Annotated in this window: 21 protein-coding genes; 14 read left to right on the top strand and 7 right to left on the bottom strand. The window is 73.2% G+C overall.

What is annotated here, in order from left to right; translation table 11 throughout:
• Window positions 1–104: 104 nt before the first annotated feature.
• Both ACZ7PG_RS37760 and ACZ7PG_RS37755 read left to right on the top strand, forming a co-directional pair.
• Complete coding sequence (locus tag ACZ7PG_RS37760; protein ID WP_470243974.1) at window positions 105–1,139, top strand: LacI family DNA-binding transcriptional regulator; 1,035 nt, start codon at window positions 105–107, stop codon at window positions 1,137–1,139.
• A gap of 80 nt (window positions 1,140–1,219) precedes the next feature.
• A complete protein-coding gene (locus ACZ7PG_RS37755; RefSeq protein WP_470243973.1) occupies window positions 1,220–3,571 on the top strand; it encodes a glycoside hydrolase family 2 protein in 2,352 nt (783 codons plus the stop codon).
• A gap of 171 nt (window positions 3,572–3,742) precedes the next feature.
• On the opposite strand, the gene ACZ7PG_RS37750 is transcribed toward ACZ7PG_RS37755, so the two are convergent.
• The gene (locus ACZ7PG_RS37750) at window positions 3,743–4,108 is read right to left on the bottom strand and encodes a DUF488 domain-containing protein (RefSeq protein WP_470243972.1); all 366 of its coding nucleotides are present in this window, start codon (window positions 4,106–4,108) and stop codon (window positions 3,743–3,745) included.
• A gap of 56 nt (window positions 4,109–4,164) precedes the next feature.
• On the opposite strand from ACZ7PG_RS37750, the gene ACZ7PG_RS37745 reads away from it, so the two are divergent.
• From ACZ7PG_RS37745 to ACZ7PG_RS37715, 7 genes are all read left to right on the top strand, one after another.
• Window positions 4,165–4,755 (top strand): hypothetical protein, encoded by a 591-nt coding sequence (locus ACZ7PG_RS37745; protein ID WP_470243971.1) that lies wholly within the window; start codon window positions 4,165–4,167, stop codon window positions 4,753–4,755.
• 228 nt (window positions 4,756–4,983) lie between these two features.
• The gene (locus ACZ7PG_RS37740) at window positions 4,984–7,920 is read left to right on the top strand and encodes an AfsR/SARP family transcriptional regulator (protein ID WP_470243970.1); all 2,937 of its coding nucleotides are present in this window, start codon (window positions 4,984–4,986) and stop codon (window positions 7,918–7,920) included.
• A 117-nt stretch (window positions 7,921–8,037) separates the two neighbouring features.
• A complete protein-coding gene (locus tag ACZ7PG_RS37735) occupies window positions 8,038–8,241 on the top strand; it encodes a hypothetical protein (RefSeq protein ID WP_470243969.1) in 204 nt (67 codons plus the stop codon).
• On the top strand, window positions 8,211–9,608 hold the full coding sequence (locus ACZ7PG_RS37730) for a fatty acyl-CoA synthetase (RefSeq protein WP_470244714.1): 1,398 nt from the start codon (window positions 8,211–8,213) through the stop codon (window positions 9,606–9,608). The genes ACZ7PG_RS37735 and ACZ7PG_RS37730 overlap by 31 nt, the downstream gene beginning before the upstream one ends.
• Window positions 9,609–9,809: 201 nt before the next feature.
• Window positions 9,810–10,031, top strand: coding sequence for a hypothetical protein (locus ACZ7PG_RS37725; RefSeq protein WP_155543862.1), 222 nt, complete (start codon window positions 9,810–9,812; stop codon window positions 10,029–10,031).
• 95 nt (window positions 10,032–10,126) lie between these two features.
• Window positions 10,127–12,211, top strand: a complete 2,085-nt coding sequence (locus tag ACZ7PG_RS37720) for a putative Ig domain-containing protein (protein ID WP_470243968.1) — start codon at window positions 10,127–10,129, stop codon at window positions 12,209–12,211.
• 41 nt (window positions 12,212–12,252) lie between these two features.
• Window positions 12,253–13,110, top strand: a complete 858-nt coding sequence (locus ACZ7PG_RS37715) for a GNAT family N-acetyltransferase (RefSeq protein WP_470243967.1) — start codon at window positions 12,253–12,255, stop codon at window positions 13,108–13,110.
• Here the strand turns inward: ACZ7PG_RS37715 and ACZ7PG_RS37710 are convergent.
• On the bottom strand, window positions 13,035–13,415 hold the full coding sequence (locus tag ACZ7PG_RS37710; protein ID WP_470243966.1) for an MmcQ/YjbR family DNA-binding protein: 381 nt from the start codon (window positions 13,413–13,415) through the stop codon (window positions 13,035–13,037). The genes ACZ7PG_RS37715 and ACZ7PG_RS37710 overlap by 76 nt on opposite strands.
• Between ACZ7PG_RS37710 and ACZ7PG_RS37705 the strand changes: the two genes are divergently transcribed.
• On the top strand, window positions 13,414–14,238 hold the full coding sequence (locus ACZ7PG_RS37705; protein ID WP_470243965.1) for a fructosamine kinase family protein: 825 nt from the start codon (window positions 13,414–13,416) through the stop codon (window positions 14,236–14,238). The genes ACZ7PG_RS37710 and ACZ7PG_RS37705 overlap by 2 nt on opposite strands.
• Here ACZ7PG_RS37705 and ACZ7PG_RS37700 read toward each other — a convergent pair.
• Window positions 14,235–14,906: an HNH endonuclease family protein gene (locus tag ACZ7PG_RS37700; protein WP_470243964.1), complete on the bottom strand. Its 672-nt coding sequence runs from the start codon at window positions 14,904–14,906 to the stop codon at window positions 14,235–14,237. The two genes, ACZ7PG_RS37705 and ACZ7PG_RS37700, sit on opposite strands and share 4 nt — an antisense overlap.
• An 82-nt stretch (window positions 14,907–14,988) precedes the next feature.
• The gene (locus ACZ7PG_RS37695; RefSeq protein WP_470243963.1) at window positions 14,989–16,521 is read right to left on the bottom strand and encodes a hypothetical protein; all 1,533 of its coding nucleotides are present in this window, start codon (window positions 16,519–16,521) and stop codon (window positions 14,989–14,991) included.
• Between the two features lie 157 nt (window positions 16,522–16,678).
• Between ACZ7PG_RS37695 and ACZ7PG_RS37690 the strand changes: the two genes are divergently transcribed.
• Genes ACZ7PG_RS37690 through ACZ7PG_RS37675 form a run of 4 tightly spaced genes read left to right on the top strand, consistent with a single transcriptional unit; the run spans window position 16,679 to window position 20,745 of the window.
• Window positions 16,679–17,542: an urea carboxylase-associated family protein gene (locus tag ACZ7PG_RS37690; RefSeq protein WP_470243962.1), complete on the top strand. Its 864-nt coding sequence runs from the start codon at window positions 16,679–16,681 to the stop codon at window positions 17,540–17,542.
• A 41-nt stretch (window positions 17,543–17,583) separates the two neighbouring features.
• A complete protein-coding gene (locus ACZ7PG_RS37685) occupies window positions 17,584–18,858 on the top strand; it encodes an iron-containing alcohol dehydrogenase (protein WP_470243961.1) in 1,275 nt (424 codons plus the stop codon).
• Entirely contained in the window at window positions 18,855–20,108 is a 1,254-nt protein-coding gene (locus ACZ7PG_RS37680) for a sensor histidine kinase (protein ID WP_470243960.1), read from the top strand. Before ACZ7PG_RS37685 ends, ACZ7PG_RS37680 begins: the two co-directional genes overlap by 4 nt.
• Window positions 20,101–20,745, top strand: a complete 645-nt coding sequence (locus ACZ7PG_RS37675; protein WP_470243959.1) for a MadR family response regulator transcription factor — start codon at window positions 20,101–20,103, stop codon at window positions 20,743–20,745. Before ACZ7PG_RS37680 ends, ACZ7PG_RS37675 begins: the two co-directional genes overlap by 8 nt.
• Before the next feature lie 46 nt (window positions 20,746–20,791).
• On the opposite strand, the gene mftM is transcribed toward ACZ7PG_RS37675, so the two are convergent.
• Genes mftM through ACZ7PG_RS37660 form a run of 3 tightly spaced genes read right to left on the bottom strand, consistent with a single transcriptional unit; the run spans window position 20,792 to window position 24,242 of the window.
• Window positions 20,792–21,670 carry a mycofactocin oligosaccharide methyltransferase MftM gene (mftM, locus tag ACZ7PG_RS37670; protein WP_470243958.1) on the bottom strand — a complete coding sequence of 293 codons (879 nt, stop codon included), beginning with the start codon at window positions 21,668–21,670 and terminating at the stop codon, window positions 20,792–20,794.
• Entirely contained in the window at window positions 21,667–23,142 is a 1,476-nt protein-coding gene (locus tag ACZ7PG_RS37665) for a VWA domain-containing protein (protein ID WP_470243957.1), read from the bottom strand. Before ACZ7PG_RS37665 ends, mftM begins: the two co-directional genes overlap by 4 nt.
• Window positions 23,142–24,242, bottom strand: a complete 1,101-nt coding sequence (locus ACZ7PG_RS37660; protein ID WP_470243956.1) for an AAA family ATPase — start codon at window positions 24,240–24,242, stop codon at window positions 23,142–23,144. Before ACZ7PG_RS37660 ends, ACZ7PG_RS37665 begins: the two co-directional genes overlap by 1 nt.

The raw sequence follows: 24,242 nt of genomic DNA, 5'->3' as shown, positions 1-24,242 counted from the left end.
TACTATGCGAGCGAAGAACAAGTCAATGAATCAGCCGAACCGTGGCCGAACGTCTTCAAGGCCGGACTGTTCGTGGCGATGTTACGTTTCAATGAGGGGGTTCCATGTCGGTCCAGGAGTCCGGTGCCGAGCCGAAGTCGGCAGGCATGAAGGACGTCGCCGCCGCCGCGGGCGTCTCCCTCGGCACGGTGTCCAACGTGCTCAACCGGCCCGACCGCGTCAGCCCCGCCACCCGCGTGAAGGTCGAGACCGCGATGGCCGAGCTCCGGTTCGTCCGCAACGAGTCCGCGCGGCAGCTGCGGGCCGGGCGCAGCCGCGTGCTCGCGTACGTGATGCTCGACGGCAGCAACCCCTTCTTCACCGACGTCGCGGCCGGCATGGAAGACACCGCCGACGCCGGCGACCTCTCGCTGTTCCTCTGCAACAGCGCCCACCAGGCCACGCGCGAGGCGGCCTACCTCGGCCGGCTCGAACAGCAGCGGGTGCAGGGCATCCTCATCACCCCGGTCGACCCGGACGCCCCGCTGCTGCACGAGATCGCGCACCGCGGGACGCCGGTGGTCGTCGTCGACCGGACCCCCGGCGGCACCGCGCACTGCTCGGTCGCGGTCGACGACGTCTACGGCGGCGAGATCGCCGTGCGGCACCTGGTCGAGCAGGGCCACGACCGCATCGCGTTCATCGGCAACCACACGACGGTCGGGCAGGTCCGCGACCGCAGGCTGGGCGCGTTGCGGGCCCTGCGCGCGGCCGGTCTCGGCCCGGACCACCTCGTCGACCTGACGACGACGGCCCTGACCGTGGCCGACGGGCGCGGCGCGGGCGAGCGGCTGGCGGGGCTGCCGGCCTCGATCCGCCCGACCGCGGCGTTCTGCGCCAACGACCTGGTGGCGCTCGGCCTGCTGCAGACGTGCGCGAACCTCCGCATGCGCGTCCCGGAGGACATGGCGATCGTCGGGTACGACGACATCGAGTTCGCGGCGGCGGCCGCGGTGCCGCTGACGTCGGTCCGCCAGCCCCGCCGGCGCCTCGGCCGCACGGCGGCGGAGCTGCTGCTGGCGGAGTCCGAACCGGATCACGAGCACCGGCAGGTCGTTTTCACCCCCGAGCTGGTGGTCCGCGCCTCGACTCTGCGCTGAGAGCCAACCCTTTGATCGCTTGTCACGTCTGAGTGGTGAGAAGCGATTCCCGGGTAGGACACCGAGCACGGAGGTCGTCGATGGCCGAGGAGAAGCCGCGCCTGACGCGGCGTGGGTTCCTCGCCGCCGGCGGGGCCGCGCTGCTCGGGGTGGCCGCCGTCGGCTCGGCCGGACACGCCGCTCCCGGTCCGGACAGCGTGCGGCTGGGCGATTTCTGGCTCTTCGGGCGGTATTCCGACGGCTGCACCGACCTCGGCTTCGACGAGATCGACCTCTCCCCCGTGCAACTGCCCCACTGCGTGACCCCGCTGTCGTGGACCGGCTGGGACCCGGCGTCCTGGCAGGACCGGTGGATCTACCGCAAGCACTTCACCGCGACCGCGGCCGAGCGGTGCGCCGCCCGCTTCGACGGCGTCATGACGAACGCGGCGGTGTTCCTCAACGGCACCCTCGTCGCCACCCACGAAGGCGGCTACCTGCCCTTCGAGGTGGGTCTGCCCGGGGTCGTGGACGGCGACAACGTGCTCGCCGTGGTCGTCGACGGGCGGTGGGCCCTGGACGTGCCGCCCAACCTGCCGAACAGCGCGGGCCCGTCGGTGATCGACTTCTACCAGCCGGCCGGGATCTACCGCCCGGCCACGGTCGGCCCGGTGCCGCGGACCCGGCTGGCCGACGTCTTCGCCCGGCCCGACGACGTGCTCTCCCCCGCCCGGTCGCTGCACGTGGAGTGCACGCTCGACGCGCCGGCCGCGGCCCAGGTCAGTGCGTCCGTGCGGCAGGCGGGACGCGAGCTGGCCCGCGGTGGCGCGCCGGTCCCGCCGGGCAGCCGCACGGTGGCGTTCGACATCGGCGGGCTCGGCGCGGCCCGGCTGTGGGACGTCGAGGATCCGGCGCTGTGCGAGGTCGTCGTCACCGTGCGGTCCGGGCCCGTGGTGCTCGACCAGCGGACGGTGCGGATCGGGTTCCGCGAAGCCGCGTTCACCCCGGACGGGTTCTTCCTCAACGGGCGGCGGCTCAAGCTGTTCGGTCTCAACCGGCACCAGTGGTACCCGTTCGCGGGCGGGGCGATGCCCGACCGCGTGCAGCGGCGCGACGCCGAGATCCTGCGGCGCGAGCTGAACTGCACCATGGTCCGCTGCTCGCACTACCCGCAGTCGAGCGCGTTCCTCGACGCCTGCGACGAGCTGGGCCTGCTGGTGTGGGAGGAGATCCCCGGCTGGGGCCGGATCGGGGACGCGGCCTGGCAGCAGCAGAACTTCCGGGACGTCTCGGGGATGATCACCCGGGACCGCAACCACCCCAGCATCATCGTGTGGGGCACCCGCGTGAACGAGGCCAACGGCACGACGGCGATGTACGACCGGACCGGGCGGCTCGCGCGGAAGCTCGACCCGTCGCGGCCCACGAGCGGCGCGCTGGCCAGTTCGACGGGCGCGCGGTACGCCGGCAGCGACGTCGAGATCCTGGCCTACAACGACTACACCGCCCGCCGCGGCGCGCCCTTTCAGCTGCGCCCGCCGCACGCGGGAGTCCCGTACCTGGTCACGGAGACGATCGGCACCATCGCCGGCTCCCGCGCCTACCGCCGGACCGACCCCGACGCGACCCAGCAGCTGCAGGCCGAGCTGCACGCGAAGGCCCACGACCTGGCCGCGGCCGACGACCGCTACTGCGGGCTGTTGGCGTGGTGCGCGTTCGACTACCCGTCGGGCTGGCAACGCTCGGTGGGCGGGTCGAAGTACTGCGGCGTCTCGGACTTCTTCCGGATCCCCAAGCCCGCGGCGGCGTTCTACGCCTCGCAAGGCGACCCGCGGGCGCGGGCGGTCGTCGAACCCGGCTTCGCCTGGGACTTCACGGCGTCGCCGTCCGGGCCGGGGCGGGCCGCGACGATCTGGTCGAACTGCGACCGGCTCCTGCTGTTCCTCGACGACCGGCCCGTCGGTGCGGCGCGCAGCCGGCGGACGGAGTTCCCGCACCTGAAATACCCGCCGTTCGCCGTCGACCTGACGGTGCCGCGCGGGCAGCGTCCCCAGCTGCGCATCGACGGTTACGCGGGTGACCGGCTGGTCGTCTCCCGGCGGTTCAGCGGCGACCGGAGCCGGGACGTGCTGGGCTGCCTCCCGGACGACACCCAGCTCCGCGCGGACGGCGGCGACGCGACCCGGGTCGTGGTGTCGGCCTTGGACCGGTTCGGGACGATCCGCGCGGGCGCGACCGGCCCGGTGACGCTGACGCTGACCGGCCCGGGCGAGCTGGTCGGAGACACCAGGATGGACCTGGGCGCGACGGGCGGCGCGGCGGCGGTGTGGCTGCGGCCGTTCGCGGGCCCACCGGGGACGCTGACGCTGACCGCCCACCACGACACCCTGGGAACGGCGACCGCGACGGTGACGACGACGGCGAGTGGCTCGGAAACCGGGCCGCGCACATGACCGGCCGCAGCGAGGTCTCGGGCATCGCCGCCGGGGGCCCGCCGCGACTTCGCCGCCGGCCGAGCGGTGGGCTCGCCGCGGACCGAGCGGTGGCTCGCTATGGGGGCCTCGTCGCCCACCGCCTGGCGGTCCACCTCGCCGACCAGCCGCAAGCTCGCGGCGACCTCCCCGTCACCCGCCGCCGGTGAGGATCTCCGCCAGGACCGCCGCCTGGCTGATCGGGGGCGACCCGCTCGCCGTCAACAGCGTCACCGGGCCACCCGCCGCCAGCTCTCGCAGCCGCTCCAGCGCCGCCGCTCGGTGGGGCTCCCGCAGCTCCGCCCGGTATCGCGAAGCGAACTCCGCGAACCGCTCGGGGTCGTGGCCGTACCAGGTGCGCAGCTCGTCGGAAGGGGCCAGCCCGCGGTACCAGCCGTCCAGGACCACCGCCGTGCGGGCGGTGCCGCGCGGCCAGAGGCGTTCGACGAGCACGCGGACGCCGTCGGCGGGCCCGGCCGGGTCGGCCAGGCGCGCCACCCGGACGACCGTCGGCTGCATGCGCGCATTCTGCGTCGCGCCCGGCCGCGCCGCCACTCCGGAAGGCGGGTGACCTGGTGCGCAACCGCGTGACGCCCACCGGAGCGATCGTCGACGTCCCGCTGCGCGGCGCCTGGACCGGCAACCGGGGCGTCCTGCACGAGGGCCGCGAGATCGTCCGCTTCCACGGCGGCGACCTGTGGATCACCTGCGCGCTCGCGTTCCGGGGCCGGTGGCGCGAGCAGTGGCTGCCGAACCGCTACACGCACCTGTACTTCCACGACGAGGCCGTCTCGTTCGCCGCCGGGCACCGGCCCTGCGGCGAGTGCCGCCGCCCCGCGTACACCGCCTACCGCGACGCCTGGCCCGGCACGCCGTCGGCGACCGCGATGAACCGGCGGCTGCACGCCGAACGCCTGGTCCGCGGAACGCACGACAGGCGTCTCCACGAAGTGGGCTGGGCCGATCTCCCGGACGGCGTCTTCGTCCTCCGTGGCGACCACCCCGAGCTCAAGGTCGACGGGCACCTCACCCCGTGGACGACTTCGGGCTACGGCCGGAAACAGTTGCTGCCCACGGCAGGGACCGTCCCGGTGCTGACCCCGCCGGCCACGATCGCCGTCCTGCGGGCCGGCTACCCCGTGCAGATCGACGACAGCGCCCGCTGAACGCGCGAAGGGCCACCACGGCGACCGGGGGTGGAAGGTCGCCGGGGTGGCCCTACCCCCAGCTCGCGCCGCCTGAGGGAGCGGCAGCCCGCCGATCCGTGCCGGCGAGGTGAGCCGACCGCGGACATCGTCGGGGTGATGTCCGTCGACCGCGCCAGCATCATCGATCAAGCTTGCACCCCGCTTGCAGTACGGTGGTCCCCCGGCCGGGTGAACGGAGGTGACGGGGTGGAGTTCCGCGTCCTCGGCACCGTCGAGGCGACGGCGGACGGCGCCCCGGTCGACCTCGGTTCCCGCAAGCAGCGGCTCGTCCTCGCCGTCCTGCTCCTCGAAGCCGGCCGCCCGGTGTCGCTCGACCGGCTCGTGGATCTGCTCTGGCCCGTCGCTCCCCCGGCGAGCGCGCGCAACACCGTCCAGGCGCTGGTTTCGCGACTCCGAGCGGTGTTCCGCGCCGCCGACGGCCCCGAGCTGGCCACCGAAGGTCCTGGGTACGTCCTGCGCGCCGACTCCGCAGCGATCGACGCCCACCGGTTCACCGCGCTCGTCCGGCGAGCCCGCGAAGCCGGCGACGAAACCGCCGTGACGCTGCTCGACGAGGCGCTCGCGCTGTGGCGGGGCGACGCCTTGGCCGGCACCGCCTCCGCCGACCTCGCCGACCGGCTGCTCGCGGGGTTGCGCGAAGCCCGCTGGAGCGCCCTGGAAGACCGGATCGACGCGCAGCTGCGGCTGGGCCGCGGCCGGGACGTGCTCGCCGAGCTGACGACGCTGGTCGCCGCGCACCCGCTGCGGCAGCGGTTCGTCGGCCAGCTGATGCTCGCCCTGCACCGCGAAGGCCGCACCGACGCCGCCCTCACCGCGTACCGCGGCCTGCGGACCCGCCTCGCGACCGACCTCGGCCTGGACCCGTCGCCCGAGCTGGCCCGCCTGCACGACGCCGTCCTCGCCGCCGACCCCGCCCTGGAGACCGTCCCGGTCCGCCCGGCCCAGCTGCCGCACGACGTCCGCGGCTTCACCGGCCGTACCGCGGAGCTGGCCCGGCTCGACGAGCCCGCCGACGCCGGCCTCGACATCCGCGTGCTCACCGGCACCGCGGGCGTCGGCAAGACCGCGCTGGCCGTCCGGTGGGCGCACCGCGTCCGCGACCGCTTCCCCGACGGCCAGCTCTACCTCGACCTGCGCGGCTTCGACCCCGACCACGAGCCGCTCACGCCGGCCGTCGCCGCCGCGCAGCTGCTGCGGGCCCTCGGCGCCGACCCGCGCGCGATCCCGCCGGACCCGGCCGGCCGCACGGCGCTGTGGCGCTCGCTGCTGGCCGACCGCCGGGTGCTCGTCCTGCTCGACAACGCCCGCGACAGCGCACAGGTGACGCCGCTGCTGCCGCCGTCGGGCACCGTGCTGGTGACCAGCCGCCAGCGGCTCGGCGACCTGATCGCCCGCACCGGCGCCCGCCCGGTGCCGCTGTCCGTGCTGCCGGCGGACGACTCCCGGCAGCTCCTCGAAAACGTCCTCGGCGAGCCCGCCGTGGCGGCCGAACCCGCGGCCGCCGCGGAACTCGCGCGGCTGTGCGGGCACCTCCCCCTGGCCCTGCGGCTGGCCGCGGCCAACCTGGAAGCCGGGGACGGGATCGCCGAGCTCGCCCGCGAACTCGCCGACGGCGATCCGCTGTCCGGGCTGAGCGTCGACGGCGCCGAGGAAAGCGCCGTCACGACGGCGTTCTCGGTGTCCTACCGCGCGCTGCCCGCCGAGCACCGCGTGCTGTTCCGGCGGCTCGCGCTCGTGCCGGGCCAGACGTTCACCGTGCCCGCGGCCGCGGGCCTCGCGGACGTCACCGAGGGGCGGGCCGGGCAGCAGCTCAAGGCGCTGGCCGCGGCCCACCTCGTCGAACGGCACCTGCCCGGGCGCTACCGCTTCCACGACCTGCTGCGCAGCTACGCCACCGGCCGGGTCGCGGCCGACGACTCCCCCGCCGACGCCGGGGCGGCCCGGCGGCGGCTCCTGGACCACTACCTCACGACGGCCGACGCGGCCGGGCGGCGGCTGATCCCGCACTTCCTCCGCCTGCCGCGGCCCGATCCCGAGCAGGTCTTCGACGGCACCGAGGACGCGCTGGCCTGGCTGGACACCGAGTGGCCGAACCTCGCGGCCGCCGTCGAACACCCCGCGGCCCGCGAGTACGCCTGGCACCTGGCCGACGCGCTGCGGGCGTTCTTCCACCACCGCGGTCACCACACCGAGTGGATCGACACGGCGACGACGGCGCTGGCCGCGGCCGAAGCCGCCGGGGACCGGCAGGCGCAGGCGGCGATGCGCCTGTCCATCGCGCTCGCCGGCGTCAACAACGGCCGCTACGCCGACGCCCGCACCCACCTGACGACCGTCCTGGACGGAGGGCTGGCGGCGGACTGGCCGGCCGGGCGCGCGGCGGCGCTCAACAACCTGAGCGCGGTCCACCAGCGGCTCGGCGACCCGCATGAGGCCATCGCGTGCGGCGAGGAGTCGTTGCGGCTGTGCGAGGAACTGGCCATTCCGGGGGTCACGATGGCGCTGGCCAACCTCGGCTTCGCGTGCGGCCAGGTCGGCGACCTCGACGCGGCCCTGCGCCACTTCGGCCGCGCGCTGGAGATCGCCGAACGCGACAATGCGCGGTTCAGCGTGGCGGTGGTGCTGGTCGACCTCGCCCACATCCACCGCGACCTCGGGAACGCGTCCGCCACCGAACTCTACGAGCGCGCGCTGACGGCCAACCGCGAACTCGGCTACCAGTACGGCGAAGCGGCGGCCCTGTCCGGACGCGCGGTCCTGGAGGCACGGGCGGGCGACGGAACGCGGGCACTGGCCGACGCGGCCGAAGCGGTGGAGCTGACCCGCCGCATCGGCGACCGGGGCACCGAGGCGTCGGCGCTGGCGGCGCTCGGCGAGGCTTCTCTGCGGCTGGGCGCGCCGGCGGCCGAGCCCTTGACCGCGGCGCTGGAGATCGCCCGCGAGACCAGCTTCACGTGGTGCGAAGCGGCGGCGTTGACGGGCTTGGCGGAGGCCGCGCTGGCGACCGGGGACGCCGGCCAGGCCCGGCTGCACGGCGAGGCGGCGGCGAAGCTCGCGGCCCAGGCGGGGTACCGTCCGCTCGAGACGCGAGCGGCACAGGTTCTCGCGAAGCTGCCCGGCTGAAGAACGCGGTGCCGAGTCGGCCGCCGGGAACGCGCCGGGCGGCCCCAACAGCATCCCCGCGGTCAGCGGCGGCGGGCCACTCTTGCAAGTCGGCCCATCGCGATCGAGACTGCCGGGATGGACCAGGACCTCGTCGACCGCGCCCGGCAGCACTCGCTCGGTGATCTGCTTCGCCGGACCGCCTTGCGCCTCCCGGGCAAGCTCGCCGTCGTCGACGGTGACGTCAAGCTCACCTTCGCCGAGTTCGAAGCCGCCGCCAACGCTGTGCCCACGCGCTCGCCGCGCGGGGACTGCGCAAGGGTGACCGGCTGGCGCTGCTGAGCCACAACTGCTGGCAGTACGGCGTCCTCGCCTTCGCCACCGCGAAACTCGGGGTCCTCCTCGTGCCGGTCAACTTCATGCTCGGCGCCGACGAGATCGCCTTCATCCTCCGCCACGCCGAAGTCCGAGCGTTCATCCCCGAGGACGCTCTCGAAGCGACCGCCGCCAAAGCCCTCGAACTGGCGGAGCTGACCGACGTCGTCCGCGCCCGGATCCCGAAGAGCAGCGGCGGTGCGTGGGAGGACATCGGCACCTGGCTGTCCGAAGGGGACACCGCGGCGCCCGACGTCCTCGTCGCCGACGACGACCCGCTGCGGATCATGTACACCTCCGGCACCGAATCGCGCCCGAAAGGGGTGCTGCTGTCGAGCCGGTCGCTGCTCGCGCAGTACGTCTCGTGCGTCATCGACGGCGGCATGAGCGCGGACGACGTCGAGGTCCACTCGCTGCCGCTCTACCACTGCGCCCAGCTGGACTGCTTCTTCTCCGTCGACGTCTACCTCGGCGCGACCAGCGTGATCCTGCCCGGCCCGGACCCCGCCGCGCTGCTCGCCGCCGTCGAGCGGGAGCGCGCGACGAAGCTGTTCGCGCCGCCGACGGTGTGGATCTCCTTGCTGCGCCACGAAAACTTCGACCGGACCGACCTCTCCAGTCTGCGGAAGGGGTACTACGGCGCGTCCGCGATGCCCGTCGAGGTGCTGCGCGAGCTGCGCCGGCGCCTGCCCGACGTCGCGCTGTGGAACTTCTACGGCCAGACGGAGATGGCGCCGCTGGCCACGATCCTGCGCCCGCACGAACAGCTCGACCGCGCCGGCTCGGCCGGGCGGCCGTCGCTCAACGTCGAGACCCGGATCGTCGACGACGAGGACAACCCCGTGGCGCCGGGCGAGGTCGGCGAGATCGTGCACCGGAGCCCGCACGCCACGCTCGGCTACTACCGCGACGAGGCCAAGACCGCCGAAGCGTTCCGCGCCGGCTGGTTCCACTCCGGCGACCTCGGCGTCGTCGACGAAGACGGCTACCTGTCCGTCGTGGACCGCAAGAAGGACATGATCAAGACCGGCGGCGAGAACGTCGCGAGCCGCGAAGTCGAAGAAGCGCTGTACCTGCTCGACGGCGTCGCCGAAGTCGCCGTGTTCGGGATCGGCCATCCACACTGGATCGAAGCGGTGACGGCCGTCGTCGTGCCGCGCGAAGGCGTCGTTCTCGACGCTGCGCGAGTGGTCGACCACGCAAAGGCACACCTCGCCGGTTACAAATGTCCCAAGTACGTCGTGTTCGCGGACCGGCTTCCCAAGAATCCCAGTGGGAAGATCGTCAAACGGGAACTGCGGGAGCGGCACAAAGGACTCGCGACCGAGGGCTGAGCCACCGAAAACTCCTTGCGTGCCAGGGAAGACCACGGATACCGTCGGGTCACCGGCGCCGCTTTCCGAGGAACGCGGGACGACTGTCCCACCAGGGCCGACCGGCCCGGAAACGAGATAGCCAAAAGCCATGGCGCGCGACGTCCGTCGGGTCTAGTAATGAGGCCGTTCCTCGTTCCCGAACCCCGAAAGGATCCTCCCGTGTCCGTTTTCCTCGCCGTTCTGCTCGCCCTGGGCGCCGGGCTGTTCGTCGGCAGCCGCGTCCACAGCGCCCGCGAGGCCCGCGCCAACTACTCCGCCTACCGGGCCCGCACGGCCAAGGGGTTCGGGGAGATGATCCGGTCCGGGGTTTCGGCCCTGCTCGCGGTGGCCGGCGCCCTCGTCCTGCTCTTCATCCTGCTCAACGTGCTCCAGCAGGCCTAATTCACCGAACCCGACTCATGGCGGGTTGTTGCCGCCCCGGCGGCAGCGCACGCTTCTCCTGGCCCCGACCGGCGGGGCCGGGAAAGGACTCCCCCATGAGATCGAGGGTGCTTTCTGCTGCGCTCAGTGCCGCTGTCGGCCTGCTGGGCGCAGTCGTCGTCGCCGCGCCGGCCGAGGCCGCCGCGGTCTGCGGTGACCAGGTCGTCGGCAACGGCGGGTTCGAGAGCGGTACCACCCCGTGGACCCAGACCAGTGGCGTGATCTCCGCCGCCACCTCGGCGGAGCCCGCGCACGGCGGGACGATGGACGCCTGGCTGGACGGCTACGGCAGCACGCACACCGACACGCTGTCCCAGGCGCTGACGCTCCCGGCCGGCTGCGCTTCGGCGTCGCTGACCTGGTGGTCGCACATCGACACCAAGGAGACGTCGACGACCACGGCCTACGACAAGCTCGTCGTGCAGGCCGGGACCGACACCCTCGCGAGCTATTCGAACCTCGACAAGAACACCGGCTACGTCCAGCGCACCGTGGACGTGTCGCGCTACCTCGGCCAGACCGTGACCCTCAAGATCACCGGCACCGAGGACTCGAGCCTCGCGACCAACTTCCTCCTCGACGACTTCTCGCTGACCACGACCGGCACGAGCAACCCGCAGTCGCCGGTCGTGACGTCGCCGGGCGCGCAGTCGAGCGCCGTCGGCCAGGCCGTGTCGCTGCAGGTCCAGGCCAGCGACCCGCAGAACGACGCGCTGACCTACACCGCGACCGGGCTGCCCGCCGGGCTGGCGATCGGCGCGAGCACCGGCAAGATCACCGGCACGCCGACCACCGCCGGGACGTCGTCGGTGACCGTCACGGCCAAGGACCCGGCCGGCAACAGCGGCAGCGCCACGTTCGCCTGGACGATCACGACGGCGCCCGCGGACTCCACGCGGACACCGATCAACCCCGCCTACACGGTGAACCTCACCTCGAACACCGCCGGCACGACGTGGACCGGCCACCAGAGCGTGAGCTTCACCAACGGCTCGGCGTCCACGCTGCCCGAGGTCTACCTGCGGCTCTGGGACAACTACCACGGCAGCTGCCCGACGACGCCGATCACGGTCACGAACGTCACCGGCGGCACGGCGTCCGCGCTGAGCGTCGACTGCACCGCCATGAAGATCACGCTGCCCAGCCCGCTGGCGCAAGGGCAGTCGGCGACGATCGGGTTCGACCTGAGCATCGTCGTGCCCAGCGGCGCCGACCGGTTCGGCCACGACGGCGCGTACAACATGATCGGCAACGCGCTGCCGGTGCTGGCGGTCCGCGACGGCGCGGGCTGGCACCTCGACCCCTACACCAACAACGGCGAGTCCTTCTACACCGTGATCAGCGACTTCGACGTCACGCTGGTGCACCCGACGTCGCTGCTGACCCCGGCCACCGGCTCGTCGACCGAGACGACCAGCGGCACCACGACCACCACGCACGCGACCGCGTCGAAGGTCCGTGACTTCGCGTGGGCCGCCGGGCCGTTCGCCAAGATCACCACGACGTCCGGCAAGGGCGTGCGGGTGAACGTCTACTCGGTCAGCGGGATCTCCACGAGCAGCGCCAACCAGATGCTGACGCTGGCCGCCGACTCCATCGACGTCCACTCGGGGCGCTTCGGCGACTACCCGTACGGCGAGGTGGACGTGGTGCTGGACAACAACTTCTGGTTCGGCGGCATGGAGTACCCGGGCTTCGTGCTCGACCTCGTGTCCACGACGGCGCTCCCGCACGAGCTGGCGCACCAGTGGTTCTACGGGATCGTCGGCGACGACGAGTACAACTCACCCTGGCTGGACGAGAGCTTCACCGACTACGCCACCGACCTCTACCGCGGGGTCACCGGCAGCGGCTGCGGCATCACGTGGCAGTCGAGCGCGGAGAAGCTGACGAACTCGATGGCCTACTGGGACGCGCATTCGTCCCGGTACTCGACCGTGGTCTACAACTACGGCAAGTGCACGCTGCACGACCTGCGGCGGCTGATCGGCGACACGGCGATGGCGAACCTGCTGAAGTCGTACGCCCAGTCGCACTGGTACGGCGTGTCCACGACGGCCGAGTTCAAGGCCGCGGCGCAGGCGGCGGCCGGGTCGACCGACCTGACGTCGTTCTGGGCCACGCACCGCGTCGAGGGCTAAACCGGTTGGATCCCCGCCCCTGCGTCCGGCACGCTGGGCGCATGGGCGGGGAACGACTTTTCTGCGACATCGCGCTGGCGGCGCGGATCGAACGCGCCGAAGCGCGGCTGACGGCGGAAAGCAGCGACGCCGCGCGGGCACGCCGGGGTGACGCGGTCGGGTTCGCGCGGCCGCTCGCCGGTGGCGTCGCCAGCTTCGCCGAAGCGGACTCGCCGTTCAACAAGATCATCGGGCTCGGCTTCGACGGCCTGCCGGACGCACTCGACGAGGTCGAAGCCGCTTTCGCCGAGCTGGGCGCGCCGGTGCAGGTCGAGCTGTGCCAGCTCGCCGACTCCTCGGTCGGCGCGTTCCTGACCGGGCGCGGCTACCGCCTCGAGTCGTTCGAGAACGTGCTGGGCCGGCGGCTCGACGACGCCGATTTCCCCGGCGACGTCCGGCTCAGCCGCGACGACGAGCTGGAGCTGTGGCTGTCCGAGGTCGCCGACGCCGTCGCGGTGGCCGACACCGAAGGCCTGCCTTCGCACGAGGACTTCCCGCGCGAGACCGTCGTCAACGCGATGCGGGACATGGCCGGGGTGACGCGGTACGCCGCGTGGCGCGACGGCGAGTTCGCCGGCGGCGCGAGTTTCCGCGTCACCGACGGGATCGCGCAGTTCACCGGCGCGGCGACCGTGCCGGCCCACCGCCGCCGCGGCGTGCAGACGGCGCTGCTGCGGGCCCGGCTCGCGGCGGCCACCGCGGCCGGGTGCGACGTCGCCGTCGTCACCACGCAGCCGGGGTCGAAGTCGCACCAGAACGTGCAGCGGCAGGGGTTCGACCTGCTCTACGCCCGGGCGATCCTGGTGAAGGGCACCTCGGCGACGAGGTCGTCCGGGGCGGAGAGCCGCCAGGCCTCGTAGATCAGCTCGGCGACCTCGTCGGGCTCGACGCCGTCGAGGTACACCACGACCCAGCCGAAGCCGCCCGCGGTGAACTGCACCTCGAAGACGTCCGGGCGTTCGGAGACCAGGGCCAGCTGCTCGGAGATCGTCTGCTTCAGGCCGAGGGTCCGCGTCCGCGGCCAGTAGTACCCGAAGCGCTTGCCACGCACGCTGAACGACGAGTAGTCGCGCGCTTCGGACCGTTCGACGTCCGCCAGCTCGCCGAGCACCCGTTCGAAGTCCTGCACCGGCCCACCGTAGCGCGCCGGTAGCGTGCGGGACATGACCGTGCCCATGGCCCGCCTCACCGGGCACTCCGTCACCGAGTGGCGTCCGATGGCGGGCGATCTCCGCGAAGCCGTCCTCGACGACGGCCGCGTCGTGGTGGTCAAGCGCGGGCACGGCCCGGGCGCGATCGCGGCCGAGGCGGCGGGCCTGCGCTGGCTGGCTTCGGCGGAGGCGGTCCCGGTGCCGTCGGTGGCCGGCCACGACGAGAACCTGCTGGTCGTCGACCGGGTCACCACGGGCCGGTCGTCGGCGCCGGCGGCCGAACGGCTCGGGCGGGGTCTGGCCCGGCTGCACGCGGCCGGGGCGCCGGCGTTCGGCGCGGCTCCCCCGGGCGGGCCCGCCGACGCGTGGATCGGCCGGGCGCCGATGGCGAACGTGCCCGGGGAGGACTGGGCCTCCTGGTACGCGTCGCACCGCGTGCTGCCCTACGTCCGGCGGGCGTTCGACGCGGGGACCTTCGACGCGGACGACGTGACGCTGTTCGAGCGCGCGTGCGAGCGCATCCCGGCGTCGGCCGAACCCCCGGCGCGGCTGCACGGCGACCTGTGGACCGGCAACGTCCTGTGGGACGGGCGCGAGGCGTGGCTGATCGACCCGGCCGCCCACGGTGGGCACCGCGAGACGGACCTGGCGATGCTGCACCTGTTCGGCTGCCCGCACCTCGGCAGCGTGCTGGGCGCGTACGAGGAGGTCGCGCCCCTGGCCGAGGGCTGGGCCGGGCGGATCGGGCTGCACCAGCTGTTCCCGCTGCTCGTGCACACCGTCCTGTTCGGACGGTCGTACGCCGGGCAGGCGGTGGCCGCGGCGCGCTCGTTCTAGCAGTGCCCGAGCATGCTTTCGAGGGCCGTCTTCTCCGGGACGGTGATCGTGAGGGCGTAGGCGTTCTTGACCACGATCCAGTCGGTGGCGTAGGTGCACCAGTAGGAGACCAGCGGCGGTTTCCACTGGTCCGGCGCCTTGTCGCTCTTCTGCTCGTTGAGGTTGTCGGTGACGGCGTGCAGCTGCGGGCGGGTCAGGTCGTTCGCGAACTGCTCGCGGCGCTCCTGCGTCCACGACTTCGCGCCGCTGACCCAGGCCTGGCCGAGGGGCACCATGTGGTCGATGTCCACATCGGACGCCTTCTTCCAGGTCTCGCCGTCGTAGGCGCTGACCCAGGTGCCGGACTTCGCGGCGCACTGCGCGTCGGTGGTGACGTCCTTGCCGTCGCGCTTGAGGACCTGTTCGCGGGTGTCGCAGGCGCCCTCGACCTTGTCCCAGTGCGGGAACTTGTCGCGGCTGTAGCCGTCCATGGTGCCGCGCACGGCGACCTTCAGCTTCGCCAGCTCGGCCCGCGCCTCGGCGGGCGCGACCGGCGCCGCGGCGGCGGTGCCGGTGCCGGTGGGCTGGGCCCCGGTGGACCCGGACGCGAGTCCGTCGGGCACCTTGCAGCCGGTGAGGGACGCGCCCGTGAGGACGGCCAGCAGGACGAGCGCTCGGGTGCGCGGCATCGTGAACCCCTTTCACGTCTACCGGGAGGTGCCCAGGCGACGCGGCGGGGAAACGGTGCAGATGGCCTAGTTGGCGCGAAACTCACGAGCCGTGGAAGACCTGTGCGACGAAAACGGCGGCGATCACGCCCACGGTGACGAGCAGGCCCAGCACGAAGAGCAGGCCCCACGGCACCTCCCGGATCGGCCGTTGCCGGGGGAAGACGGCCGTCCCCCGCTTCGGCAGCACCCGCGGCCCGGGCACCTCCTCGACAGCGGGTGCGGGCGGATCGGGCGGCAGCGGCACGACGGCGGGCAGTACGGGGAGCGCGGACCGGATGGGCAGCCGGGCGGGAAAGCCATCGGCGAGCAGCGCGGCCCGCGGCGGGGCGAGGTGGGCGAGGGAGAGGGCGTAGCAGGCGTCGAGGACGTCGTCGGCCGACCAGACGGTCCGCCACCGGTTGTGCTGCCCGATGATCCGCCGAAGTCCCCGGGGATCGGCGAGCACAACGGCGACGCCGGGGATGGAGGCTTCCGGCCAGAATGGGTCGGGGGCGTGGTGGTCCGGGTCCGGCTCGCGCCAGACCGAATCCGGGTCTCGCTCACCTGGTCCCGGGAGAAGCGACTCCGCCGGGGGTTCTCGGGGCTCGGGGACTGCGGCGGGCAGACCCTGCGCCGAGTTGTGCTCGGCTGGCTCGGCCACTCGGTCTTGCTGCTCCGGTACCGCGCCACTCTCGCCCGGCTCCGCTGCCCGGTCTCGTTGCTCCGGCACCGCGGCCGCCTCGGCCGCAGCCACCTCAGCCGCAGGCGGACCCGCCGCGAAGTCGCGCTCACCCGACTCGGCCACCCGATCTTGCTGCTCCGGCACCACGGCCGCCCCAGCCGCAGGCGGACCCGCCGCAAAGTCGCGCTCGGCCGGCTCCTCCACCCGATCCGCAGCCCCAGCCGCCGCCTGACCGGCCGCCGAACCGTTCTCGCCTGGCTCCGCCACCCGATCTTGCTGTTCCGGCACCACGGCCGCCCTAGCCGCAGGCGGACCCGCCGCAAAGTCGCGCTCGGCCGGCTCCTCCACCCGATCCGCAGCCCCAGCCGCCGCCTGACCGGCCGCCGAACCGTTCTCGCCTGGCTCCGCCACCCGATCTCGTTGCTCCGGCACCGCAGCCGCCCCAGCCACAGGCAAGCCCGCCGCCGAGTCATGCTCCGGCACTGCAGCCGCCGGCTGTCCCGCCACCGAACCGCCCTCGCCCGGCTCCGCCACCCGGTCCTGCCGCTCCGCCACCGCCACCACCGCCGGCGACCCCGACTCCGGAACCACCGCCACCAGCCCCGTCACATACCTCCCACCGTCATGCGCCGCCAATGCCCCTTTTGCCGCCGCCACTCCGGCCTCGGCTCGCTCCGCCGGTCCCGGCGACAGGCCCGGTGAGTGCGCCGCGATCACCACCACCCCCGACCGGGTGAACACCAGCGCGTCCACGAAGCGAGGCCCGAGACGGCTCGGCAGCGTGATCCCAGCCAGTGCCAACCCCGTCAAATGTGCTGGTCCCGGCCCCCAGGAACGCAGCAATCCCACCAGGTGCGCCGCCGCGGCGGGTAGGCGCCGCTCGTCGCCAGTGCGCTGGAAGCTCACGAGCACCGCCGGTCACTCCCTCCCGGGAAAACAACTCCCTCGACGGTAAGAGCCCGACCCGTCGCCGCCCCAGCAGCCGAACGAGTGGTCGAACGCCACCGTGCGTGACCGGGGGCATGCTGGAGCCGGCACCCGCACCCGCACCCGCACGAGGGAGACCCCGATGCCCCCAGCCGCCTACCAAGGCCGCGCGCTCGACGTCGACCGGCCGTTCTACCGGCGGCTCGCCCAGGACGAAGGCCGGCGGCTCACCGAGTCCTTCGAAATCCCCGTCCGCTCCGGCCGCGCCTGGCGGGTCCCCCGAGGGCACCTCTGCCGGCTCAGCACCGTCGAAGGCCCGCAGGTCGGCGACCTCAACCTGTGGCACGCCGACGACCCCCGCGAGCGCTTCTGGGCCGCGCGCACCCGGCAGCTCCAGCGCGCCCACGTCAGCACCTTCGACCGGCTCTGGTCGACACTCCCCTTCCTCCGCCCGCTCGCGACCATCACCGCCGACACCCTCGAGGACCACGGCGAGGACTCCGACGGCGGCCGCGTGCACGACCTGCTCGGCACCCGCTGCGACCCCTACGTCAACCGGCTGCTCACCGGCGAGGACTTCGACTTCCACTGCCACTCGAACCTCGTGCGCGCGGTCGCGCCGTTCGGGCTGACCGAGTTCGACGTGCACGACGTCCTGAACGTCTTCCAGTGCACCGGTCTCAACGACGAAGACCGGTACTTCATGAAGGCCTGCCCGGCGCGCCCGGGCGACCACTTCGAGTTCTTCGCCGAGGTCGACCTGCTGTGCGCGCTGTCCACCTGCCCGGGCGGCGACCTCTCCGTCCCGCTCTGGGGACCGGGCGCCCGCGACCCGATCGACGTCTGCCACCCGATCGGCGTCGAGGTCTTCGAACCCCGCCCCGACCTGCTGGAAGGCTGGCGAGAACCGGAGCGCGCGGCCTACCGCGGCCTGCACGGCGTCCGGCTGCCGGAGTGGGCCGACCTACCCGATCGGACGGGTCGGCGGGCCGGGACGGCGAGGTAGCCTGGCCGGAAGTCATCGCCGACGCGTCATCGGGAGTGCCCGTGGTCCTCACTCGCCGGCCCTCGCCCTCCCGGGTGGCCGACGACGGCGGCGCCTGGCCGGACACCGGCCTCACCCAGCCCGCCGGCCTGTACAGCGCCGCGGCACCGGCGGCCGAGCCCGAGGGGCTCGCCATCGCCAAGTTCCACGCCCCCGAGATCATGTTCGGCGACGGTGCCCTCACCGAAGCCGGCCACGTCGCCGCGCGGCTGGGCGCGCGACGCCCGATGCTCGTCACCGACGCCGGGCTGCTCACGACGCCGTGGGTCGACGAGCTGATCGGGCACCTGCGTGCCGCCGGGCTGACGCCGACGGTCTGGGCGGACCCGACGCCGAACCCGAAGGACCACGAGATCGCGGCCGGGCACGCGCGCTACGCCGAGGCGGGCTGCGACGTCATCATGGGCCTCGGCGGCGGCTCGGTGATCGACGCGGCCAAGGGCGTCGCGCTGCTGGCCGCCAACGGCGGCGACATCCTGGACTTCGAAGGGGTCGACCGCAGCCGCCAGCCGATCCCGCCGATGGTGATGATCCCGTCGACGGCGGGCACCGGCGCCGACGTCTCGCAGTTCTGCATCGTCACCGACACCACGCACAACACCAAGATCACCATCATCGGCCGCACCCTGGTGCCCGACGTCTCGGTGACCGACCCGCGGCTGCTCACCACGATGCCGGACTGGCTGGCCGCGGCGACCGGGCTCGACGCGCTGACGCACGGCATCGAGGCGTTCGTGTCGAAGGCGCACAACCCGCTCACCGACCATCACGCGCTCAACTCGATCGCCCTGGTGCACGGCAATCTCGTGCGCAGCATCGACCGGCGGGGCGAGCGCTCGCCCCGGATGCTGATGGCCCAGGCCAGCCTGGAGGCCGGACTGGCGTTCACCAACGCGATCCTCGGCGCCGCGCACGCGATGAGCCACCAGGTCGGCGGGCTGCTCGACCTGCCGCACGGCGTGATCAACGGGGTGCTGCTCCCCCACGTCGTCCGGTTCAACGCCCGCGCGCACCCCGAGCGGTACGTGCCGATCGCCCGCGCCCTCGGGCTCGCGCCGGACGGGACGCCGCCGGAAGAGGCCGGTCTCGCCGTCGCCGACCAGGTACGGGCACTGGCCGACGACGTCGGCGTGCCGAAGGGGCTGGGCGAGCTCGGCGTGACCGCGGCCCACGTGCCCGTGCTGGCGCGCAACACCCTGCACGACGCGTGCCTGGCGACCAACCCGCGGACGGCCGACGTGGCCGAGATCGAAGCCCTGTTCCGGGCGGCCCTGTGACCCGCGCGCCGCTCGGCGACCACGACCGGCCCGGGTACCTGGCCGAGCTGACCGGCGTCCGCTCGGGCAAGCGGTCGTTCTACCCGGCGTACGTGACGTCCATCGAGCGCCTCGAGGGCGTGATCCACGCGCTGGACCGGATTTCGCGGACGCTCGTGCGGTCCGTGGAGCAGCAGGACAACCTGCTGCGCGCGACCGTCCGGACGGCGGCCGAGCACGTCGACGCGGAGTACGCGCTGTTCGCCGTCGCCGACTCGGTCCTGCCGGAGGCCGAGCCGCGGTGCACGATCATCGGGCCCGGCGGCCGTCAGCTGTCCACTGTGGACCCGATGCCCGGCTACGTGCGCAGCTGCCTGACGCGGATGCTCGCCGGCCGGCTCGACTTCGAGGCGCCCGACAGCCAGCCCGGCCGGCACCTGCGCGTGCCGGTGACGCTCGACCGCGAGGTCGTCGGCGGGCTGCTGCTGTGGGCGCCGCACGGGCGCGAGATCGACACGACCGACGAGGCCGTGCTGCGGATCCTGGCGAGCCAGAGCGTGGTGGCGCTGCACAACTCGTCGCTGCACCGGCGCAGCGAACGCGCCCAGCAGGAGCTGCTGGCCGCCCGCCAGCGCGAGGTGATCGACTCGGAGCGGCACCGGATCGCGCGCGAGCTGCACGACAGCGTCACCCAGTCCGTGCTGTCGGCGGGCATGCAGGTCGAGCTGTGCCGGACCGAGGCCACCGGCGAGGCGGCGGAACGGCTGACCGTCGCCAAGGACCTCACGCGCGGCGCGGTCGACCAGCTGCGGTCGGTCATCCACGCGCTCAGCCACGACCGGGACGGCCCGCACACCAGCCTGCCCGAGCTGCTGGAACAGCTGACCAGCGTGCACCTGCCGACGGAGCTGGTGGTGGAGCTGCGGATCGGCGGCAAGCCGGTCGACCTGCCCGCCGCGGCCGAGCACTCGCTGTTCCGGATCTGCGGGGAGGCGTTGTTCAACAGCGCGGTGCACGGCCACGCGCGTCGCGCGCTGATCCGGCTGAACTACCGCACCGACGAGGTGGTGCTGGCGGTGTCCGACGACGGCTGCGGCGAGCCCGAGGTGCTGCGCCGGGTGCTGCAGGTGGCCGGCGGGCACGACCTCGACGGCGCCCACCGCGGCCTGGCCAACATGGACGCCCGCGCCCGCGAGCTGGGCGGCACGTTCTCGGTGCGGCGGTCGCGGATCGGCGGCGTCAAGATCGTGGTGGGGGTGCCCCTTGGCTGAGCCGATCACGATCGTGCTGGTCGACGACCACGCGATCCTGCGCCAGGGCCTGCGGTCGGTCCTGGAGCGCGACCCGCTGTTCCGCATCGTGGGCGAAGCGTCGACGGCGTCGGAAGCCCAGGCGGTGATCGCCGCCCACCGGCCGGCGGTGGTGCTGCTGGACCTGAAGCTGTCGATGTCGTCCGACTCCGAGGGTCTGGTGCTGTGCCGGTCGTTGACGGCGGCGTACCCGGCGCTGGCGGTGCTGGTGCTGACGACGTTCCTCGAAGACCACCTGGTGATGGAGGCGGTCCAGGCTGGCGCCCGCGGGTACGTCGTCAAGGACGTCGACACGACGGCGCTGGCGAACGCGATCAAGGCGGTGTCCCGCGGCGAGAGCGCGTTCGACTCGCGGAGCGTGACGTCGGTGGTCCGGACGCTCTCGGGGCGGCCCCAGCCGGACGTGCAGCGGCTGACCGACCGGGAGCTGACGGTGCTCAAGCTGCTGGCCCAGGGGTTGTCGAACCAGGCGATCGGCGCCGAGCTGTTCATCTCGCCCACGACGGCGAAGTTCCACGTCGGGAACATCATGCGGAAGCTCGAGGTGGGCAGCCGGGCGGAAGCGGTGTACGCGGCCTCGAAGCGGGCGTTGATCTGAGCGTGCCCGGGGTCGTGAGTGAGAAACAGGGTTAGAACACTGTTTCTCACTCACGACCGACGTCGAGGACCAGCCAGCCGCCGTGGTGCTCGAAGACCGTGAACGGCACCCCCGATGCCCGGCCCCACTCGCGCAGTGCCGCGGCGTCGAAGCACCGCACGTGGCCGAACGCCGGGTTCGGCTCGCGCTCGAACGGGACCGCCACCACCACCCGGCGCCGCGCCACCCTGAGCATCTCCCGCAGCACCGCCCTTCCGTGCTCCGGCGGCACGTGCTCCAGGAGGTGGATCGCCGTCACCGTGTCGACGCTGTGCGAAGCCAGCGGGACCGCGGCCGCGTCGCAGGCCAGGACCGGCAGCGGAGTCCCGAACCACGACGACACCCGGGACAGCAGCCCCATCGAGCCAGGTGAAATGTCCGACGCGATCGGCCGCAACCCGCGGGAAGCCATCTGCAGCGGCAAAAACCCGAAGCAGGACCCCAGATCCAGCACCAAACGCCCGCGCACCAGCTCCAATGCCCGCGAGTGCACCGGGGCGAACGATGCGATCGCGCCCACGGGACCCGGGCGCCGCAAGGCCGCCAACGTGTTCGCGTAGAACACCGTCCACGCCAGCAGCGGGTCGTGGACCGTCGTGCGCACCACCCCCGTGAAGAGCTCCTCGAAGTGCGCCGCGAGGAACCCCAGCTCGGCCGCCAGGTGGCCGGCCAGGTCGTCGTCCAGTTCGTCACCGCGGTAGCGGTGCGACACCACCGTCCGCCGCCCCAGCGAGTACACCCGGAAATGCGACGTCACGTGCGAAGGCGCCAGGCGGGCGGTCAGCGCGTTCGGCACCGCCACGCCGTCCTCGTGGCAGACCAGCAGCTCGCCGCTCTCCCACCAGCCGCGGTGACCCGGGGCCAGCGGGTCCAGGATCGCGGTCATCGGCCGGTCCTGGCGAAGTCGGTGGCCGCACTGTCCAAACCGGACAGGTCGCGCACCACGCGGACGCGGTCGCAGAACTCCGCGTACGCCGGCAGGTCGCACGGGCCGAGCCCCCACGAGTAGCGCGGCTCCTGCGTCAGCCAGATCGTCTCGCGGGCCCGGCGGGTCAGCTCCTCGAACGCCGGCAGGTTCGGGTCGTTGCCGTTGCCGCGGCCGTCGCCGAGCACCAGCACCGTCGTGCGGCGGGTGACCGATGAGCCGTACTCGTCGAGGAACGCGCCGAAGACGCGCCCGTAGTCGGAGTTCGCGTCGATGTCCAGGACGTCACCGCCGAACACCAGCCCCAGCGCCTCCTCGACGTGGTACTGCCCGAACAGCCCGGTGATCTCGGCCAGGTCCGCGACGAACGCGAAAGTCCGCACCGGCCCGAACATCCCCTGCAGCCGGTGCACCAGGTGCAGCGTGAACCGGGCGGTCGCGCGCACCGAGAGGCTGACGTCGGCGAGCACGACCAGCCGCGGCTTGTCCTCGGCCTTCGCGACCGTCACCGGCCGGAACGGGACGCCGTCGTAGCGCAGGTTCCGGCGCATCGTCCGGGCCGAGTCGACGCGCCCGCGCGCCGCTTCGCGCTTCCGGTGCGTCGGGGCGCCGCGCAGGCTCCGCACGAGGCGCCGCACCGCGGCTTCGAGCTGGTCCTGCTCGCGGCCGCCGAGCTCGCCGACCGGTGCGACGCGGCGGCCTTCCACCGTGTGCTGCAGCGTCATCAGGTACTCGAGGTGGCGCTTCAGCGCTTTCGGCAGGCCGACCAGCACCCCGGCGAGGCGGGCCCGGACGGCCGCGGCGTCGTCCTCGTCGCCACCCGGGTCGGCGGCGTCGTCGAGCCAGCCGAGCAGCGCGTCCTGCTCGGTGAGGCTCAGCTCGGTGTCCAGCCGGGTCCCAGGCGCGGCGCTCACCGCGCCCGGGTCGGCGCCGTGCGTCCGGTCGACGTCGAGCCGGACGGAGTTCGAGTCCGGCAGCGAGCCGACTTCCTGCCGGGAGAACACGACTTCGTCGGTGGTGTCGCCGTCGAGGACGATCGGGTTCAGCTCGGGGTGCGGGCTGTAGCGCTCGACGAGCTTCGCGCGGTCGAACAGGTCGCCGACCTCGGCGTCCGGGCTCTCCATGTCCGCGCGCGGCGGCCGCTGGCCCAGCTCGTCGGCGAGGGTGAACCCGCCGAGGTCGCGCGCCCGGCGCCGCGCCGGCTCATCGGAGAACCGGACGAGCGCGAAGAAGGCGTCGAAGAGCTCGTCGAACCGGTCGTCGTCGCGGTGGTCCTTGACCAGCGACGTCCGCAACACCTCGCGAAAGAGGCCGCGGTCGGCGAGGATCCCGGGCGCGGCGGACCCGGCGAGCGCGTCCAGCGTCTCGGACACCGAGACCCGGACGCCGTCCGCGCGCAGCAGCCGCGCGAAGCGGTGGACGGTCGCCTCCATCACGCCCGCCGGTGCCGGCCGAGGTTCGCCGTGAACGACCGCGAGCCCTGGCTGGTGCTGACCTGCCGCACGCGGGCGTGCTCGTCGGCGGGCGCCTGCTTCTCGCCGTAGTAGCCAGGTCCGTGACGCCCGGGGCGGTCACGTTCCCCGCGCAGCGCCGCCCCTTCGTTCTCCGCCTCGACCCGCTCCCCCGCGACCAGCCGAGGCAGGGCACCCGCCGCGCGTTCGACGTCCTTGTCGTACTTCGCGACCACCGAGATCGTGTCTTCCAGCAGGCCGGGTTCCAGTTCGGTCGCACCCAGGACGGCCAGGGTGCGGGCCCAGTCGATGGTCTCGGAGATGCTCGGCGGCTTGCGCAGGCCGAGCGTCCGCAGCCCGTGGACGACGTCGACGAGGTGCTCGGCGAGCGCGTCGGCCAGCCCGGTCTTCTTGCTCCGGATGATCTCCAGCTCCCGCGCCGCCGACGGGTAGTCGAGGAACAGGTGCAGGCAGCGGCGTTTCAGCGCGGCGGAGAGGTCGCGCGTGTTGTTGGACGTCAGCACGACGTACGGCGGGTGCCCGGCGACGAACGTCCCCAGCTCGGGGACCGACACCTGCTGCTCGGCGAGCATCTCCAGCAGCACGGCCTCCAGGGCTTCGTCGGCCCGGTCGACCTCGTCGACCAGCAGCACGACCGGCTCCGGCGACCGCACGGCTTCCAGCAGCGGCCGGGCGGCGAGAAAACGCTCGGAGAAGAAGACGCTGTCCTGGGCCGCGATCCGGTCCACGGCCTCGCGCAGGTCGGCCGCGTCGTCGACGATCTGGCCGATCTTCTCCCGCAGCAGCTGCGTGTAGAGCATCTGCTTGCCGTAGTCCCAGTCGTAGAGGGCCTTGGTCTCGTCCTGGCCCTCGTAGCACTGCAGGCGCAGCAGCCGCCGCCCGGTCGCGGCGGCCAGCGCCTTGGCCAGCTCGGTCTTGCCGACGCCGGCGGGGCCTTCCAGCAGCACCGGCTTGCCCAGCTCGGCCTGCAGGAACACGGTGGTGGCCAGCCGCCGGTCGGCGAGGTAGCCGACCTCGGCCAGCCGCGCGGCGACGTCGTCGACCGAAGCGAAACTCGTCAC

This window comes from Amycolatopsis sp. NPDC114504 (assembly GCF_055633595.1).
This window is presented reverse-complemented; position numbering and strand designations above follow the sequence as displayed.